The sequence below is a fragment of the Flavobacterium sp. EDS genome (assembly GCF_020991525.1).
GTDB lineage: Bacteria > Bacteroidota > Bacteroidia > Flavobacteriales > Flavobacteriaceae > Flavobacterium.
Genome location: NZ_JAJMOZ010000004.1, coordinates 109,455 through 127,461, shown reverse-complemented (window position 1 = coordinate 127,461; position 18,007 = coordinate 109,455). Strand labels below are relative to the sequence as shown.

17 protein-coding genes are annotated in these 18,007 nt (G+C 32.7%); 10 read left to right on the top strand and 7 right to left on the bottom strand.

What is annotated here, in order from left to right; translation table 11 throughout:
* The first annotated feature begins 841 nt into the window (after positions 1 to 841).
* The 3 genes from LPB87_RS07780 to LPB87_RS07770 all read left to right on the top strand — a co-directional run bounded on the left by LPB87_RS07780 (position 842) and on the right by LPB87_RS07770 (position 4,456).
* Positions 842 to 1,873: a DUF2931 family protein gene (locus tag LPB87_RS07780; RefSeq protein ID WP_230605532.1), complete on the top strand. Its 1,032-nt coding sequence runs from the start codon at positions 842 to 844 to the stop codon at positions 1,871 to 1,873.
* Positions 1,874 to 2,033: 160 nt separating this feature from the next.
* Positions 2,034 to 3,065: a DUF2931 family protein gene (locus LPB87_RS07775; protein WP_230605531.1), complete on the top strand. Its 1,032-nt coding sequence runs from the start codon at positions 2,034 to 2,036 to the stop codon at positions 3,063 to 3,065.
* A 2-nt stretch (positions 3,066 to 3,067) separates the two neighbouring features.
* Positions 3,068 to 4,456, top strand: a complete 1,389-nt coding sequence (locus tag LPB87_RS07770) for a DUF2235 domain-containing protein (RefSeq protein WP_230605530.1) — start codon at positions 3,068 to 3,070, stop codon at positions 4,454 to 4,456.
* A gap of 257 nt (positions 4,457 to 4,713) precedes the next feature.
* Here the strand turns inward: LPB87_RS07770 and LPB87_RS07765 are convergent, their stop codons facing one another.
* Positions 4,714 to 4,992 carry a hypothetical protein gene (locus LPB87_RS07765; RefSeq protein WP_230605529.1) on the bottom strand — a complete coding sequence of 93 codons (279 nt, stop codon included), beginning with the start codon at positions 4,990 to 4,992 and terminating at the stop codon, positions 4,714 to 4,716.
* Positions 4,993 to 5,169: 177 nt separating this feature from the next.
* On the opposite strand from LPB87_RS07765, the gene LPB87_RS07760 reads away from it, so the two are divergent.
* Complete coding sequence (locus LPB87_RS07760) at positions 5,170 to 5,568, top strand: helix-turn-helix transcriptional regulator (protein ID WP_230605528.1); 399 nt, start codon at positions 5,170 to 5,172, stop codon at positions 5,566 to 5,568.
* 160 nt (positions 5,569 to 5,728) lie between these two features.
* Here the strand turns inward: LPB87_RS07760 and dinD are convergent, their stop codons facing one another.
* Both dinD and LPB87_RS07750 read right to left on the bottom strand, forming a co-directional pair.
* On the bottom strand, positions 5,729 to 6,568 hold the full coding sequence (gene dinD, locus LPB87_RS07755; protein ID WP_129540211.1) for a DNA damage-inducible protein D: 840 nt from the start codon (positions 6,566 to 6,568) through the stop codon (positions 5,729 to 5,731).
* A gap of 213 nt (positions 6,569 to 6,781) precedes the next feature.
* Entirely contained in the window at positions 6,782 to 7,978 is a 1,197-nt protein-coding gene (locus tag LPB87_RS07750) for a C1 family peptidase (protein ID WP_129540212.1), read from the bottom strand.
* Positions 7,979 to 8,187: 209 nt separating this feature from the next.
* Here LPB87_RS07750 and LPB87_RS07745 point away from each other — a divergent pair, with 209 nt between their 5' ends.
* Complete coding sequence (locus LPB87_RS07745; RefSeq protein WP_230605527.1) at positions 8,188 to 8,985, top strand: AraC family transcriptional regulator; 798 nt, start codon at positions 8,188 to 8,190, stop codon at positions 8,983 to 8,985.
* Positions 8,986 to 9,062: 77 nt separating this feature from the next.
* Positions 9,063 to 9,935: a CPBP family intramembrane glutamic endopeptidase gene (locus tag LPB87_RS07740; RefSeq protein WP_230605526.1), complete on the top strand. Its 873-nt coding sequence runs from the start codon at positions 9,063 to 9,065 to the stop codon at positions 9,933 to 9,935.
* Between the two features lie 164 nt (positions 9,936 to 10,099).
* On the opposite strand, the gene LPB87_RS07735 is transcribed toward LPB87_RS07740, so the two are convergent.
* A complete protein-coding gene (locus tag LPB87_RS07735; protein WP_129540215.1) occupies positions 10,100 to 10,678 on the bottom strand; it encodes a DUF4136 domain-containing protein in 579 nt (192 codons plus the stop codon).
* A 303-nt stretch (positions 10,679 to 10,981) separates the two neighbouring features.
* Positions 10,982 to 11,317, bottom strand: a complete 336-nt coding sequence (gene ssb, locus LPB87_RS07730; protein WP_129540216.1) for a single-stranded DNA-binding protein — start codon at positions 11,315 to 11,317, stop codon at positions 10,982 to 10,984.
* A 176-nt stretch (positions 11,318 to 11,493) separates the two neighbouring features.
* On the opposite strand from ssb, the gene LPB87_RS07725 reads away from it, so the two are divergent.
* The 4 genes from LPB87_RS07725 (at position 11,494) to LPB87_RS07710 (ending at position 16,809) form a co-directional block, all read left to right on the top strand.
* Positions 11,494 to 13,023 (top strand): bifunctional GNAT family N-acetyltransferase/carbon-nitrogen hydrolase family protein, encoded by a 1,530-nt coding sequence (locus LPB87_RS07725; protein ID WP_230605525.1) that lies wholly within the window; start codon positions 11,494 to 11,496, stop codon positions 13,021 to 13,023.
* 184 nt (positions 13,024 to 13,207) lie between these two features.
* Complete coding sequence (locus LPB87_RS07720) at positions 13,208 to 13,555, top strand: hypothetical protein (RefSeq protein ID WP_129540218.1); 348 nt, start codon at positions 13,208 to 13,210, stop codon at positions 13,553 to 13,555.
* A gap of 14 nt (positions 13,556 to 13,569) precedes the next feature.
* On the top strand, positions 13,570 to 15,966 hold the full coding sequence (locus LPB87_RS07715) for a M20/M25/M40 family metallo-hydrolase (RefSeq protein WP_230605524.1): 2,397 nt from the start codon (positions 13,570 to 13,572) through the stop codon (positions 15,964 to 15,966).
* Positions 15,967 to 15,984: 18 nt separating this feature from the next.
* Positions 15,985 to 16,809, top strand: a complete 825-nt coding sequence (locus tag LPB87_RS07710) for an SDR family NAD(P)-dependent oxidoreductase (RefSeq protein WP_230605523.1) — start codon at positions 15,985 to 15,987, stop codon at positions 16,807 to 16,809.
* A gap of 144 nt (positions 16,810 to 16,953) precedes the next feature.
* Here LPB87_RS07710 and LPB87_RS07705 read toward each other — a convergent pair whose 3' ends face one another.
* Positions 16,954 to 17,487: a hypothetical protein gene (locus tag LPB87_RS07705; RefSeq protein WP_129540221.1), complete on the bottom strand. Its 534-nt coding sequence runs from the start codon at positions 17,485 to 17,487 to the stop codon at positions 16,954 to 16,956.
* A gap of 42 nt (positions 17,488 to 17,529) precedes the next feature.
* Positions 17,530 to 17,931 (bottom strand): hypothetical protein, encoded by a 402-nt coding sequence (locus tag LPB87_RS07700; protein WP_129540222.1) that lies wholly within the window; start codon positions 17,929 to 17,931, stop codon positions 17,530 to 17,532.
* Positions 17,932 to 18,007 lie beyond the last annotated feature (76 nt).

The window sequence follows — 18,007 nt, the reverse complement described above, 5'->3', positions numbered from 1 at the left end:
GTACTTAATATTATCAAAATAGCTTAAGATTGACTGATAATTAACGAATCAACATCAAAACCTGTGGAGCTGCAGAAATTAAGCAACTATATTAGTTAGCCAAAAGGAAAACTCAATATTTCTTACTCGTATAAGTCTAAATACTTTTATTTTAGTATTGAACGATTCCGCTGAAGTATTAGAATCTATAATTGATTTACTTTTTCATACCTTTTTATTAGCTTAACAAAACCAATGATTATATCTTTTGTGTTTTCGAAGATATTTCGATTCTTGAGGTAGATTATATCCTTTTTAAATATCAGGAGAGGATTAAAATATTAGTTAGCCTCAAAATCCTCTGCAACATTAAGCAATCGCTAAATTCACACACACCATAGCGACTTCATTGCTTTTTTATGAAAAATAGTACAAAATAATTTGTTTATTTCATTTGTAGTTATATATTCGTATAAAATTGATTACAAATATTCACTGACTTCATAATAAGAAGCAAATCAAAAAATACTTTATTTAGTACAAAAGAAGAATTCTAACTCATTTTAAAAATATCTCTTTTTCTGTTCATACTAGTCAAACAAAATAGAGAGAGTTCTAAAAAAAATAGACTTCAATTATTTTCATTATAGCATTTAAAGCAATTTTAAAATTTGAAGCCTCGAAGGAGAATCTAAATTTGATTTCGAATAAAAAGTAAGCTTCCATAGTAAAGAGTAAGAATCTTTAATATAGGATAGATTATAGAAATTCAGGTTTTTTCTGATGCCAAATAAAACACAGACCGATAATGATAAAAAAAACAATGCTTTTATTGCTTTTAGCAATAACAATAAATTCATGTATGGAAAAAAAGTATGAGTGGTCAGCAAATATTGCTGCACCAAGAGAATATCCTGTAGAAGTGTACACAGGAGCAGTTGGAGGTTATTTTTTTAGCCAAATGGGAGGATTTCGTAACTCTGGTTGGGGCGGCTCAGGTAGTATAAATTTTATTAAAGCGCCCTTACCTGATAAGCTTGATATGACATGGTTGTCGTATGTTGATGATAAATTTTATACAGGCGAATGGAAACTCCCTACAGAAAAAATACAACAGCTATTTGATGAGGGTTTTTATGCTAAAAGAGGAGAAGAAGAAGTAACAGAGCCTTATGAATATATAAAAATTGGCTTAGCTCCAAAAGGAATGGTAGTAGTTTGGGTTGCCGGAATTACAAAACAAGTTGAAATAGCTCGTTTTCAAGCTCATGACACAATTATTAACCCCAAACTTATTAGCAAGGATGAGAAGTATATGTTTAGAAATGGTTATAGTCAACATAGATTGGAAAACAATTTTGTAATATCTAAAGACATTCGAGAACAAATCAAGCAATACGGTTACCCACCACCAGAGGCTTATGAGGAGTATCGTGAAAAATACAACTGGAAACCAAAAGTGATCTTACCCGAAGGTAGCAAAATAACCTCAATGTATATTAAAATGTGTAACGGAGAAATGGAAGATCCGTATGATAGACCAATAGACCAAAAAAACAGGGCAATTCCTTTTTCTTTTCAAATATTCTGGTCTGTAGGCAGTGGTAAACAAAAACAAGAGTTTGTTTCTAGAATAGCTTTTACAAACGATAAAGAATATTGGGCTAAATACCTTGAAGGTGGAGAAAATGAAATTCCAGTAGATTTTGATAAAAATCAAATTAGAAAATTGTTTAAAGAAGATCTTGATAAAAATAAGACTACAGAATTGGTTATAAAAATTGATCCAACAAAAGAAGATGATGATAAATGGGTAACTAATTTTTACATAGAGCAATTTGAGAAAAAATATAATTTAAACCAAATCTGTCAAGATTCGGGTAAATACGAATAGTTATGAGCGTTATATTTGGACATTATACTCCTCCTAAAAAAAAAGACAAAGTTAGGAAACTAACCATCGGCATTTTTTCTGATGTCAAATAAAACACAGACCGATAATGATAAAAAAAACAATGCTTTTATTGCTTTTAGCAATAACAATAAATTCATGTATGGAAAAAAAGTATGAGTGGTCAGCAAGTATCTCTGCACCAAGAGAATATCCTATAGAAGTGTACACAGGGGCTGCAGGAGGTTACTTTTTTAGCCAAATGGGAGGATTTAGTAATTCTGGCTGGGGTGGCTGGGGTAGCGTAGATTTTATAAAAGCGCCCTTGCCAGATAGACTTGATATGACATGGTTGTCGTATGTCGATGATAAATTTTATACAGGCGAATGGAAACTCCCTACAGAAAAAATACAACAGCTATTTGATGAGGGTTTTTATGCTAAAAGAGGACAAGAAGCAGAAACAGAGCCTTATAAATATATAAAAATTGGATTTGCTCCAAAAGGAATGGTAGTAGTTTGGGTTGCCGGAATTACAAAACAAGTTGAAGTAGCTCGATTTCAGGCTCATGAAACCATTATAAACCCGAAACTTATTAGCAAAGACGAGAAGTATATGTTTAAAGAGGACTATGCGAAAAGGGCTCTAACTTACGATGGTACTATATCTAAAGACATTCGAGAACAAATCGAGCAATACGGTTACCCACCACCAGAGGCTTATGAGGAGTATCGTGAAAAATACAACTGGAAACCAAAAGTGATCTTACCCGAAGGCAGTAAAATAACCTCAATGTATATTAAAATGTGTAACGGAGAAATGGAAGATCCGTATGATAGACCAATAGACCAAAAAAACAGGGCAATCCCTTTCTCTTTTCAAATTTTCTGGTCAATAGGCAGTGGTAAACAAAAACAAGAGTTTGTTTCTAGAATAGCTTTTACACACGATAAAGAATATTGGGCAAAATATCTTGAAGGTGGAGAAAATGAAATTCCTGTGGATTTTGATAAAAATCAAATTAGAAAATTGTTTAAAGAAGATCTTGATAAAAATAAGATTACAGAAATGGTTATAAAAATTGATCCAACAAAAGAAGATGATGATAAATGGGTAACTAATTTTTACATAGAGCAATTTGAGAAAAAATATAATTTAAACCAAATCTGTCAAGATTCGGGTAAATACGAATAATTATGAGCGTTATATTTGGACATTATACTCCTCCTAAAAAAAAAGACAAAGTTACAGAACTGACCATTGGTGTTTTTTTTGATGGTACCAATAACAATAAAAACAACACCAATGCCAAAGAATATTATGATAAAAGGGCTAGAGGTGAAAAATTAACACCTGAAGAAACTATTTCTGCAGAGGCGTATAGAAAAAATGGCAAAAACTCCCCAAGTAGCAGTTATCATAATGCTTGGTCTAATGTAGGACGGCTTCATGATGCTTATCCTACAAAACTAGCTGTATATGTTGATGGTATTGGTACGGAGACGGAAAAAGGAGATTCGCCATTAGGGGCTGGTTTCGGAACAGGATTTATTACCAGTGGTACAGGTATATTAGGAAAAGTACAAGAAGGCTGTAAAAAGTTAGCTAAGAAAGTAGTTGAAGAAAGTAAAAACAGTAAAATAAAAATACTTAATTTAGATGTTTTTGGTTTTAGTCGAGGTGCGGCGGCAGCTCGAGTTTTTTTGGATGAAATTGAGAAAAAAGCAGATCTAACGGCTGTTAAATTTAAAAATAAAAGAGGTTATTTTGGGTATTATTTAGCCAAAGACAATATCACGATAGATGTGGTAAGAGTTCGTTTTCTAGGTCTTTTTGACACAGTATCTTCTTACTCGAAAGGAATAAGTGTGAATCCGAATTTTGATAATGATGCAACCGAAATAGAACTAAACAATCTATCTCGGGCAAAAACAGTCATGCACTTTACCGCTACTGATGAACATAGAGCCAATTTTTCGCTTACCAAAACAAGAGTTGGAAAAGAAAGAGAATTTCCAGGTGTGCATTCTGATGTTGGCGGAAGTTACAATGATGGCGTTGAACTAGTAAAGGTTATTGAGAAAAATTTTAAGGACGAACTAAAAGAATTTTCAAAGAAACTAATAGCAGAGTCTTGGTATTTTGAAAACCAATTAGAGGTTACTTTTTTTGGACCAAAGCATGAACTTAAAGGCACACGAGAGTTAAGCAAAAACTACAGTTACATCCCATTGCATTTTATGGCAGAATCAGCCATAGCAACACAAAAAGTTCCGTTTAAAATAGATAAAATAGAAATTGATAAATATAGCATTACTAACGATGCCTTGCTTATGCGGGTGAAAAAGCGTTTGCGAGAGTATGTTTTAGGTGATGGTGAGCCTTACACATTTAAATGGTTTGGAGCAATTCATGAAAAGTATAAAGGGGTAAAAGCTGGTGATAAACAGTTTGTAGCTTACCAACAAGAGTTACAAGAGCAAAAAGATTTGCGAAAACTACGTAATGAATACTTACATTGGTCTGCAGACAATGGATCTCTCGGTATGAAACCAGCAAAAGATAGGATACGTGAAAATTTATAAATTATCCAATCAACAAAATTTGTAAAAACAGAAAAGTAATAATTAAAAATGACTATCCTTTAATCGTAGCGATAAATGGACAATAACAACAAAGAACACAATCCTGATAGTTATCGAAATTCGCAAAGTTCGCAAAGCCTGATCGATAAGCTTTGCGAACTTTGCGCTTTTAAACTTTGCGGGCTTTGCGGTAAAAAAAACGGCTCAACTTTATAACTTCACGATTAAACCAAAATTAAGCCCCACAACAAACAAAATTAAGCTTCAAGAACTCTAACACAAGCTTCTTCTATTTGCGCATCAGAGAACGGCTCAAGTGCCTTTACCAACATCTTACATGTTTTGATACAACCTATCATTTTAGTTCGCAGATCGAGGTCATCGCCAAGTTCTGTTTTGAGGATATCTTCAAAAATTTCTGCTAAATACTCAGGTTGATCCCTAAACTCACCTTCGAACCAAAGTTCTGAAAGAAATTTTGCTACAGCTACCATTACATCATCATGATGTGGTACAGTATAATTTTCTTTTTGCATATTTATATTTTTTTGCTTTTAAATACTACTTGTCCGAAAAATTGTATTTTTGTTTAACAAATTGCAATTAAACAATAAATTATACTGCTTCAAAACATTCAAAATTGTATCCAACCAAGACAAGCTTGTGTTTTACCATGCAGATAATTTATCAAGAATTTTAAATATCTTTGAACCATGAGCACAGTAACAAAACCAAAACATATTGGAAGAAATATAAGCCGAATCAGAGAGCTTAGAGGAATGAAACAAGAAGCACTTGCAATAGCAATTGGCATAAGCCAGCAATCTATTTCTAATATTGAAGGAAGCGAAATTGTTGATGATGAAAAACTTCAAAAAATCGCCGAAATTTTAGGCGTGTCTGTTGAAGCAATTAAAAACTTTTCAGATGAAGCAGTTTTTAATATTATTGGAAACACAGTTAACAATCATGATAATGCATCAATGAATGCAAATATTCAATACCAGCCAACATTCAATCCCATAGATAAAGTTGTAGAACTTTACGAACGTTTAGTTCAGGCTGAAAAAGAGAAAGTGGAATATTTGGAGAAGTTGTTGAAAGGGAAATAATTCTTTGTAGAAGTATATTATTGACAATAAAAGAAAGATTCTTCCCCCCCCCCTTCTTTAAACCAAAAAAAGCGTTGCAATTACTTGTAGCGCTTTTCGTTTTATTAAAACTTCTCATATTTTTAATTCTGTCGAATTCGATGGAATTAAAAAATTACATTTATTTGTTTTTCTTTTTAGCATCTTTTAGTACTTTTTTATCATCACTATCTAACTTCCGTTGTATTTTTTTAACATCCTCATCCTTAGGAAGATTCTCAGGTACAATCCCTCTTTGTGTAAGCATGTTTCTTACTGCTTTATTATTTTCAATATGTTCACTTTCGATCTTGTTTTGGCCTTTTAAATCTTTACTCTGTACATTTAAACCAGTCATTTCTGCTGCCAAATCCTTAGCTTTGATACTTATTGTAGGCAAAAAATCAGCAACTGGTCTATTATCCGGAATTCCCATTTTCTTCTTAAGTTGCAATGTTGATAAACGAAACAATGCCTGATCTCCTTTAGAACGTATTATTCCAAAACCTTTATTATCAACACCGCGCTCAAATAATATTCCAGAAAGCTGTTTTTCAGTTTGAGTAAGTTTTTCTCTTGCTTTTACTCTTTCAAATTCCAATAAACGTTGCTCAATTACTTCTGCCCTTCTTGTTTGAACAGCAAAATAATTTTGAGCAAAAGCAATTTGTTCTTTACGACTGTCTCCATTCTGAGCAATTAAATAACAAGCATAACGAGTTAGCGCAATATCATCAATAGAATGCTGAGCACCTTTTCCTGCTTCTATCACCTTCCCGACATCAGGAAAGTGATTATTGACATCTTCTCCTGCATTTGCACAAGCATCTTTTGCTTTTTTAATAACCTTATCAAAATTTTCCCATTTACTATACCCTAATAATTTTTGCAATTCTCTTGCACTCCAACATTCAACTCCTTCTATGTTTGATGTAACTTCTTCAAATTGTCGAAAAAGATCTATAATTTCCTGACTTTTCATGCTTACTTACTTTTATCTATTTACGTAATAAAAATGGCTAAATCTAAATAATTGATGCTCTCTCATTGCAATACTCTAGAAAAAACATTTAATATATAATGATTTCAAATATACATTTTATCTAAACAATTAATTCATTAAGAACACATTTAAAAAGAAAAGCGCTACAATTACTTGCAACGCTTTTTTTATAGTTTGAGAACCCGATTAAACTTAAACCCCTAATTTTTTAGCGATTTCAGCAGGTATTCCGCCTTTGTTTACCAATAGAGCAGTAGTTTTATACTTCACGAAGTTTTTGGTCACAAACAAGAAGCCTTTGTAGTCATTTGTTTCTCCCCAAGAATTTTTAACGATATAGTATTCTTTACCTGTTTGATCTTTGGCTAAACCAATAATATGCATTCCGTGATCATCGGTTGTTGTATAATTATCAAAAGCGGTCTGACGCATTTCGGCAGTAATTTCTGGCTCTGCTTTTGGTCCATTAAACATGTCTGCTTTTTCATCGGCTGTCATATCATCGAACTTTTTGTTCGCTACATATGCAACTCCGTTTTTCCAGCTAAAGCTTTTTTCACTTACATCTGTAGCCCAAGCAACTGTATATCCTTTTTTCAAAGCATTATCAATAACATCTGTCATATCATTTACTTTTACATTATATACTTGATCTAATGACCAGTTGTCTGGAACCATCATAGTTGTTTTTTGATAATATGGAGAAGTAGTAAATGAAGACAACTCTACATATTCGTCAGGATTAATCCCTACCACCTCTTTAGCAAATGATTGTGGTGTATAGTTTTTTCCTTTGTAAGTAAAGTTTTCCGGCACTTTTCCTAAGTAAGAATCAATAACGGCAGCATATGCTTTTTGCCAGTTTGGTGTTAATTCTCCGTTAGGATTTTTAACTACAGCTGTTAAAACTCCTTCGATAAGAGCTCCCATTTCTGCAAATTTATTTTTGTCTGTTCCATAGTTTAGTCCTGTATAAACTTCTCTAGGCACAGTTCCGTATTTTTTATACATATTAATAACATCATGCAAAGCTCCACCATCACCTAAAGTAATTGCTCCGTGCATACGTACATAATTTACTCCTTTGTCTACATAAACATTTCTTGCAGAAAAAATCTGAGACAATTCTACAGGTTGTTTTCCTAAACGAATCATTTCAGACTCAAGGAATGAGTTTGTAGAATAACTCCAGCATGTTCCAGATGATCCTTGCGCTTTTACCGATGTTGTCCCTAAGTTAATTACTTCGGTAAATTTGAAGTTCTCTTTACTTTTTTCGCTAGCGTTTAATTTAAGTGAATTTACTAATACGTCTTGCGCAAAACAGCCACTCACTCCTACCATAAAGGCAGATGCGGCGAATACCGATTTCATTGAAAATTTGTACATAATAATTATTTAATGATTTTGATAAATTAGTAGTGATAATTTATTTTTTGTTACAAAACAATTAAATATAAAACAGATTGTTTAGAATTAAACCGTTAATATTTCTATAATTTTTTTGTTAAGGCGTAAAAGATTACAAAACGCTTTTTATTATTTTATTAAATAAAGTAGTAATTTGGTTGCTGTAATTTCAAGCAACAATCCTAAAAATGTACGAACTCGAAAAAGAGAAATACTTAGGCAATACCAAAAAAATATTTAACAATACACAAGGGATTGCAGTTATAGAAACGGAGTATCAGAGTAAGGTCTTTGAAGGCTGGCATTCTCATGATAATGCCCACATAACTCTTTTCCTAAAAGGCGGTACATCCGAAAGAAGAAAAAACTCAAGTAAAGCTGTTACTTCAGGCTCGTTATTATTTTATCATAGCGATGAATTACACCTAAATCAGAATACACTTTTCCCTTCTAAAAACATCAATATTGAGATCGATGAAAATCTAATTAAGGAACTACAGCTAAGCGAAGCTATAATCGAAAAATCAGTACAAAATACTACGCTTACCAAATTTTTGATCCTTAAGATTTTTAAAGAATCTTTGATTTCTGATACATTTTCTGCCGACACAATTAATATGCTATTTGTACAATTAGCCAACTCACATTCTCATTTAGAAAAATTTGAAAAAAGTCCGTTTTGGGTCAAAAGCCTTAATGAGTTACTAAACGACTGCTGGAACGAAAACCCTAACCTACAAGATTTAGCACAGGTTTTGAACTTAAACCCCATTACAATTTCTAAACATTTTTCCAGATATTTTGGTTGCACTTTGGGAGAATATATGCGACGAATCAAAATAAATCGTTCTCTTACACTTATAGAATCCAACCAAAGCAATCTCACCGAAATTGGTTTTCAATGTGGTTTTGCTGATCAGAGTCATTTTACAAGAACCTTTAAAAGTCAAACTGGTTTTTTACCTAAACAATTTCAAAAATTATAAGACAGGCAAATTTCATTCTATTTTTTGGTTTTACTACTGCATACTTTTGCTCCAACTTAACTTTTAAACCAAAAAAAATGAATACCCTGACTACAAAACAAAAAATTTTTAATTCCCCAATAACCAAAATAATCCTCTCTCTGCTTGTATGCATTCTTATAGTCAACATAGGACAAGAAATTGCAAAAAAATTACTGAGCTTTACATCTCTAGACAAAAGCTATAGAAATCTTCTCAAGGGCATTATCGTTTCTATCTTAGCAATAGGCAGCTACACACTTTTCTTTAAATATTATGAAAAAAGAAAAATAACTGAATTATCTACCAACAGACTTGCTCGTAATTTAATTCTCGGAACTTTAATTGGCGCGATTCTTCAGTCTCTCACTATTTTAATTATTTATTTAAATGGAGGTTATTTTGTTGCTTCTATAAATCCTTTTTCATTTATAATAATCCCACTTACTGTAGCCTTCACAACTGCTATTCTTGAAGAGATATTAATTCGCGGTATTGTTTTTAGACTAATTGAAGAAAAGCTAGGAAGTTATTATGCTTTACTTATTTCTGCAACTCTATTTGGAGCATTGCATTTACCGAACCAAGGCAGCACGTTTCTTTCTGCACTAAGCATTGCCATTGAAGCTGGTTTGTTACTTGGTGTTGCTTTTATGTATAGTCGCAATTTATGGTTTCCAATTGCATTACATTTTGCTTGGAATTTTATGCAATCAGGATTCTATGGTGCGATAACATCTGGAAACGAAAAAACTAATAGTTTACTGATTAGCAAAATTCAAGGTTCAGAATTAATAACTGGAGGAGAATTTGGCCCAGAAGGCAGTATTCAAGCAATCCTATTTTGTCTTATTGCTACAATTCTATTACTCGTTTTATGCCATAAAGAGAACAAAATAATCCCTCCTTATTGGAAAAACAAATTAAGATAAAGTTCTGTGTAATTTTAATTTAACTTTCCCTTTCATAAAATTGACTTGCATTTTTAAGATCAATATTCTCTAAAAAACTTCTTATTCCTTATACATAAAAAATGATTAAGCCTATCTTTTAAAAGATAAGCTTAATCATTCTCTACTATGATTTATAGTATTCTTTAATTTTCAGCAACTAATCCCGGAGGGAATCCAGCTAAAATTTTCTTAACAGAAGAGTTTATAAATTCATCTGGATTATCAGGTCTTTTATCAAATTCGGTATTACCGATTCCTTGCCAAACTAATTTTTGTGTTTTAGAAGACACTATATCGATTATCAAAGATCCATCAACATAATCGTACGTATTGTACCTTGTTGTACCACTTACCATACCGCCACCCCAATATCCATACGGACGATACATTCCGCCATATCCGTAGAAATCAGAATTTGATGTAACCTGTTTTTTGTCTTTTAAAATCGTAACCGCATTAACTTTCAAATCAGGATTACTAGTCACTTCTTTAAATCCTTTGTTAATCATTTCGACACGAATTGCATTTGTAACTCGATCTGCGTTTAACTGACTCATTTGGCCCTCTTGTGCCTTTAAGTCATAAACTGCAAATGTTTTATACTGCGAAAAATCAACTGATCGATCGTAATCGTTTGTAACTTTTACCGTTGGACCACAGCTGTAAATTAAACCCAATATCATGATTGGGAGTATAAATAAGGCTTTTCTTCTTGTATTCATTTTATTAAATTTTAAAGTGATTATTAAAAAAATTAGTAAGCTATTAAACTCTTAAATAAATGATCAAACTGTCAGATGAAAGGGGGGATTCCTGCTTAAAATACTTGTTTTATAGGTATAAATATTCACAGCTATATGTGGTATTTTGATTAAAGATAAATTATTTTATCTAATTAGTAAGAATAAAACCGAATAAATATTCGCTATAACAAACTGAATTAGGAGTAATTACCCTAAAAATAAAGACACAAAAAAGTCCCATAAAATGAATTTTACAGGACTCTTGATATTCACAACGATACTTTATTTACTCCCTAACAAAAGAAGCTCAGTTATAACAACTTCTGTTATAAAGCGTTTTTCACCATTTTTATCATCATAGCTTCGATGAGTTAACTTTCCTTCGATTGCAACTTCCTTACCTTTAACGACATATTTCTCGATAATTTCGGCAGTTTTTCCCCAAGCAACAAGACGATGCCATTCTGTTTGTTCTACCTTTTCTCCTTTGTCATTGGTGTACCTTTCATTTGTAGCAATTACTAAATTGGCTAATTTTTTACCTCCATCAAGGTCTTTAATTTCTGGATCGTTTCCTACGTTCCCTACTAACTGTACTTTGTTTCTTAATGTACCCATGGCTTATACTATTTAAATGGTTATATATATTGTTGAAATCACCTTGAAATCAACAAGGCAAAGATGCGACATGAGGCTATCCTTATTCGGTTGATAACTATTTACTTTCGACTGTAACTACTTGTAAACGTTTGTAAATGGGAATAATTCATTATATTTGAGGAAAATCGCACATTATGCAGGCAAAAATCAACAAAGTAGAATTACGAAATTTAGAATTTGAAGATTATAAACAGCTAAAGAATTCTATGGTAGAATCTTATCCTGCAATGGCCGACTCTTACTGGAGAGTGGAGCATATTGAGAAACTACTTGAGATTTTCCCTGAAGGCCAATTGGTTATTCTTGTAGATGGAAAAGTTGTTGGATCTGCATTATCACTAATTGTAGATGAAAAGCTAGTTGACAAAAAGCATAATTATCTTCAGATTGTAGGCAACTATACATTTTCGACTCACAATAAAAATGGGGAGATTTTATATGGTATTGATGTCTTTATTCATCCTAATTACCGTGGTTTGCGTTTAGGAAGACGTTTATATGATGCCAGAAAAGAATTATGTGAGCAACTGAACTTGAAAGCTATTGTTTTTGCTGGCAGAATTCCTAATTATGCACAACATGCTAAGAAATTATCTCCAAAAAATTATATCGATAAGGTAAAACATAAAGAATTACACGATCCTGTGCTTTCGTTTCAGTTAAGCAATGATTTTCACGTTATCCGAATCATGAAGAATTATTTGGAAGGTGATGAAGCTTCGATGGAATTTGCTGTTTTACTAGAATGGAATAATGTTTATTATGATGAAAGTCCTAAGTTAATCAATCTGGACAAAAGCATTATCCGACTTGGATTAATACAATGGCAGATGCGCCAATTAAACAATATTGAAGCTCTTTTTGAACAATCGGAATTTTTTATAGATGTCGTTTCAGGTTACGGAAGTGATTTTGCTTTATTCCCTGAACTTTTTATTGCGCCACTTATGGCCGATTACAACCATTTGTCTGAAGCTGAAGCTATACGAGAATTAGCCAGACACTCGGATCCTATTCGCAAACGTTTCCAAGAATTTGCTATTTCCTACAATATCAATATTATTACTGGTAGTATGCCTTATATGGAAAACGGTAATTTATACAATGTTGGTTTTTTGTGTAAACGTGACGGAACATCTGAGATGTATAGCAAAATTCACATAACTCCCAACGAAGTACAACATTGGGGTATGAAAGGTGGCTCTGAAATTAGAACCTTTGATACTGATTGTGGTAAAATAGGGATTTTAATTTGTTATGATGTTGAATTCCCTGAGGTTTCCAGAATCATGTCTGATGAAGGCATGAATATTTTATTTGTTCCTTTTTTAACTGACACTCAAAATGCCTATATCAGGGTAAAACATTGTGCGCAAGCTCGAGCTATAGAAAATGAATGTTATGTTGCTATTGCTGGTTGTGTTGGTAATTTGCCTAAGGTGAACAACATGGATATTCAATATGCTCAGGCTGCCGTTTTTACGCCTTCGGATTTTGCATTTCCTAGCAACGGAATAAAAGCCGAAGCGACACCCAATACAGAAATGACCCTGATTGTTGATGTAGATTTAGATTTACTGAAAGACATTCACGAACATGGTAGCGTTCGAATTTTGAAAGACCGCCGACATGATTTATATGAAGTTAAAAAATTAAACACTTGAGAATATCAAGATGCGAGAAATAAGAAAACCATTAACCCTCATTAGCCCTGATAGAGCCGATATCCTCGCAACGTAGTGTAGAGATAAAGGCGAAAGCAGGAACAATGTAAACAAATAAAAACTATTATTTCGCTCAAAATAACTGAAGAAATTAAGCTCAATTAGTAGTAAAAAAAGTAAATCCATGAGAAAATGCTTGGAATGCGCTGAAAAAATTGTAGGTCGAGAGGATAAGAAATTCTGCTCCGACAACTGCCGTAATGCTTATAATAACAAAATAAACAAAGACAGTACTAACTTTATGCGTAACGTAAACAACAAATTACGAAAAAATTACCGCATATTATCGGAACTTAATCCCGAAGGAAAAACAAATACAACAAGAAGTAAAATGCTTAGTAAAGGATTTGATTTTGAATTTTTTACTAATATCCTTGAAACCAAAACAGGAAACACCTACTATTTTTTATATGATCAAGGATACCGTTCTTTGGAGAACGATTATTTTATGCTTGTTAAGAAAGAACTTTAGCCCCCAAATACCACATGAAAAAAAACATCCATTCCGTCTTATCCATTCTAGTCATTATTGCTGTACTAGCTTTTATTTATATAACCCTCAAACCTCAATGGGTTTCTAAGGGAGAAGAAGCACTTGCCGAGTTTTCGACCGACAGGGCTTTGACTCATGTAAAAGAAATTGCTCAAAAACCCCATTATGTTGGTTCGGCAAATCATGAAGTAGTTGCGCAGTATATAGAATCGGAATTAAAAGAACTTGGACTTGAAACTTCTATTCAAGAGGGTTTCACGATGAGCGACTGGGGGAATCTGGTTAAATCTAAAAACATCATGGCTCGCATTAAAGGGTCTAATAACACCAAAGCTTTATTATTACTCTCGCACTATGATAGTGCCCCTCATTCGGCTTCTCATGGCGCAAGCGATGACGCATCGGGCGTAGCGACTATTTTAGAAGGAGTTCGTGCTTTTTTATACAGCAAGGAGAAACACAAAAATGATATTATTATCCTTTTTACTGATGCCGAAGAACTAGGTTTAAACGGCGCTGCACTTTTTGTAACGCAACATCAATGGGCTAAGGACGTTGGTTTGGTAATAAATTTTGAAGCTCGTGGAACATCGGGACCTAGCTACATGCTTATGGAAACCAACAGCGGAAACGCTAAGCTGGTTAAAGAATTTGCAGAAGCAAAAACAACTTACCCAGTATCAAACTCTCTTATGTACAGCATATACAAGATGCTTCCTAACGATACCGATCTGACCGTTTTTAGAGAACAAGGCGATATTCAGGGATTTAATTTTGCTTTTATAGACGATCATTTTAACTATCATACCCAACAAGATGATCTTGCACATTTAAACAAAACTAGCCTTACACATCAGGGTAGCTACTTAATGCCGTTGATGAAATATCTTTCGAATACTGACTTAAATAAAGCTCCAACTACTGAAGACTTTGTTTATTTTACAGTTCCGTTTACATTTATAAATTATCCTTTTGCATGGGTTTTACCAATGACTCTTATTGCATTAGGTCTTTTTGTATTATTAATTTTTATAGGAAAAGCTAAAAGGATTATCACTTTTAGCGAAATATTTAGAGGCTTTGTTCCTTTACTTGGGGCAATTGCTATTGCTGGTATTGTTACTTTTTTAGGATGGAAAATCATATTACAAATTTACCCTCAGTACAATGACTTACTAAACGGATTTACCTATAATGGTCATCTCTATATTGCCGCTTTTGTATTACTAACAATTGCCATTTGCTTTGCATTTTACAACAGTTTCTCTGATGCAAAGTTGACAATGAATCATTTTATCTCACCATTATTTTTATGGATAGTTATTAATTCAATACTGGCATATAGTTTAAGAGGTGCAGGTTTCCTGATTATTCCTGTTTACTTCGGATTGTTTTTATTTGCAATTTATGTAGTTACACAAAAAGCAAATCTGATAATCAGTCTTTTATTTGGCATTCCTACTTTATTGATTATTGCACCATTTATTCACATGTTCCCAATAGGTTTAGGATTGAAAGTGCTTTTTGGAAGTGCTATTCTGACTGTTCTAACCTTCGGATTATTACTTCCTGTTTTTGGTTCATTTCTAAAAAAAGGAATTTGGGCACTTATCTTTTTTGTAGCTTCTATTGGATGTTTTGCTTGGGGAGGTTATACTTCTGGTTATGAAAACGGAAAAGCAAAATCGAATAGTTTATTATACATCTACAATGCAGATAATAATACTTACAAATGGGCAACCTACGATGTTAACCTAGACGAATGGACTAAAAAATATTTAGGTCAGGAGCCAAAAGATGCCATTGCTTTAAACGACCTTCCCTTATTTAGTAAATACAGCTCTGGATTTACCTATAGTGCTGATGCTCCAAAAATAACATTATCTAAACCTACCGTTAGCTTTCTTTTGGATAGTGTAAGAGGAAATACGAGGTATTTAAAAATTAAAATTACACCTAACAGAAACGTAAATCGTTATGACATTTTTGGTAGCACAAAAATGGATTTCAATAATTTTAAAGCAAACGGAGCAGCTCCGCTTGGAGAGAAAGGGAATAAATTGAAACGTAAAGGGGCTAAAATATTGAGTTATTATGTTATTAATAACGAACCACTTATTATGCAATTTAATATCGATGCTAAATCTGTTTTTGACATGACTTTGATAGAGAGCTCATTTGACTTATTGACCAACCCGTTGCTAAATGTTAGCAAAAGAGCTTCTTGGATGATGCCAACTCCTTTTGTATTAAATGATGCTGTTGTTATTAGAGAAAAAATAAAACCTACGAAAGTCGTTTTAGATTCTACTCCTACTGCAACAGTTGCTAAAGACAGCCTGAATGTTGCAAATGACAGTTTGAGACCAAGCCCAATTGTAGTACCATAATCTGATTTAAAAAACATAATGACAAAGATTAGCATTTTAGGTTGCGGATGGCTTGGATCTCCTTTAGCGAAAGCAATGATAGCAAAAGGATTTTCTGTAAACGGCTCTACAACCTCAACGGAGAAAATATCGAGATTAAAAGAATCCGGGATTAATCCGTATTTAATAAACATAACTCTCAACGAAGACAATTCGCCTTTCGACAAAAATATATCACTTGAAATTGAAACTTTTTTAAACGGAAGTTCTGTTTTGATTATCGATATTCCGCCCAAATTGCGTGGTGAAAACACGGAAAGTTTTGTAGATAAAATCACATTTTTAATTCCGTTTATTGAAAAATCAACAATCGAAAAAGTGCTTTTTATAAGTTCTACTTCTGTTTATGGCGAAAGTAATTTACTAATAACTGAGCAAACTAAGCCAAACCCTGAAACAGAAAGCGGAAAACAACTATTGATTTCCGAAGCTCTCTTGCAGGACAACAACAATTTTAAGACTACTATCCTACGTTTTGGAGGTTTAATTGGTGAAGACCGAAACCCTATTAAGTTTCTAGCTGGAAAGGAAAATATTGAGAATCCTGAAGCGCCTATCAACTTCATTCATCTAGAAGACTGCATGGGGATCATCTTGAAAATAATAGAATCTAATTCATGGGATGAACTATATAATGCCGTTGCTCCTTTTCATCCTTCTCGCAAAGAATATTACACTCTAAAAGCAAAAGAAAACAATTTGCCTTTACCTAAATTCAATCATGATAATATAAGCCTCAAAAAGGTTATATCAAGCGCTAAAATTGAAAATGTACTAGGATATACTTTTACCAAAAAACCATAGGTTTCGGTTTTTAGTTTGCAGTCACAGTATTCGGTAATGTCATCCTGAGGCAGAGTCGAAAACAGTTACAATTTTCAGTGTTTGTATTGTGTTTATAACAAAAAAAAGAGCCAAAGTTTATGGATTAAACTTTGGCTCTTTTTTTTATTCTTTGACACTGTAAAGTATTTTTTGAAAATCAGCTTTGTATTTATCTTTGTCTTGTAGCGAAGACCAAGATAAGACTTTATAAAACGTAGTTTTTGTTTCTACGATTCCAACAAAGTAATAAATGCTATTGTTTATTTCTTTGTCAAAATAGCTAGCATCTGTTTCTATAAAGTTGATATCGCCTTTTTTAGTTGTTTTAAATTTTGAGATATCTCTTTTTTCTTCGTCTTTTAGAAAGTCTTTAATGAAATCTTCATAAAATTCATTAACAGAAGTGTAATTCATATCCAGAAGACCTAGTTCCTCTTTAGTGTCATAAATAACAATTCCGTAAATGTCTTTTACTTCATTTTTATATTGTATTGCTGCAGAACTGTTTAAGTCAGCAGTTTTACTCATATAATCAGGAATACTTATATTAAATATATGTCCGGCTTTATACTCTTTCATTTTTGTTTGAGCAAAAGTAATAGTACTCATAAAAAGAGAAACAGTTATAAATAAATTGGTTACGGTAGTTTTCGTCATGGGGGTCTTAGGTTGGTTTAGGTTTAAATGATAATTTTATATTTATACGATACCTTTTTCAATCATCTCTAACATTACAGGAGATGCGTTCTTAAAGGTAGGCGCTTGCTCAATAATACTTCCCACATTTTTTTTATTTACTTTAAAAGTAATATCCGCATCGGTTGTAAATAATAAAGCAGTAAGGAACGGGTTTTTAATGTAAGGTGCTAAAACAATAAAAGCTTCTTCGAGTGTATGGAAAGTTTCTATTTCTTCTGTTTTATAGCGTGAAGTCAGCGATACACCATAAGTATTGTTTTCGTTGATAACAAGTCGAAAATATATGTTTTTTAATTCGGTGTCGCCTATCGTTTTGGCTAATGTTAGTTTAGCAAAAGTTCCGTTTAGGATACTTTCTTTTACTTTTTGCCAAAATTCGTTTAATATAGATTCGTAAGACATGATGTTGTTTTAATATTATTTTGTGATTTGCGATTTAATCATAAAGTATGTAATGTTTAGCTTAAATCTTCTTTAC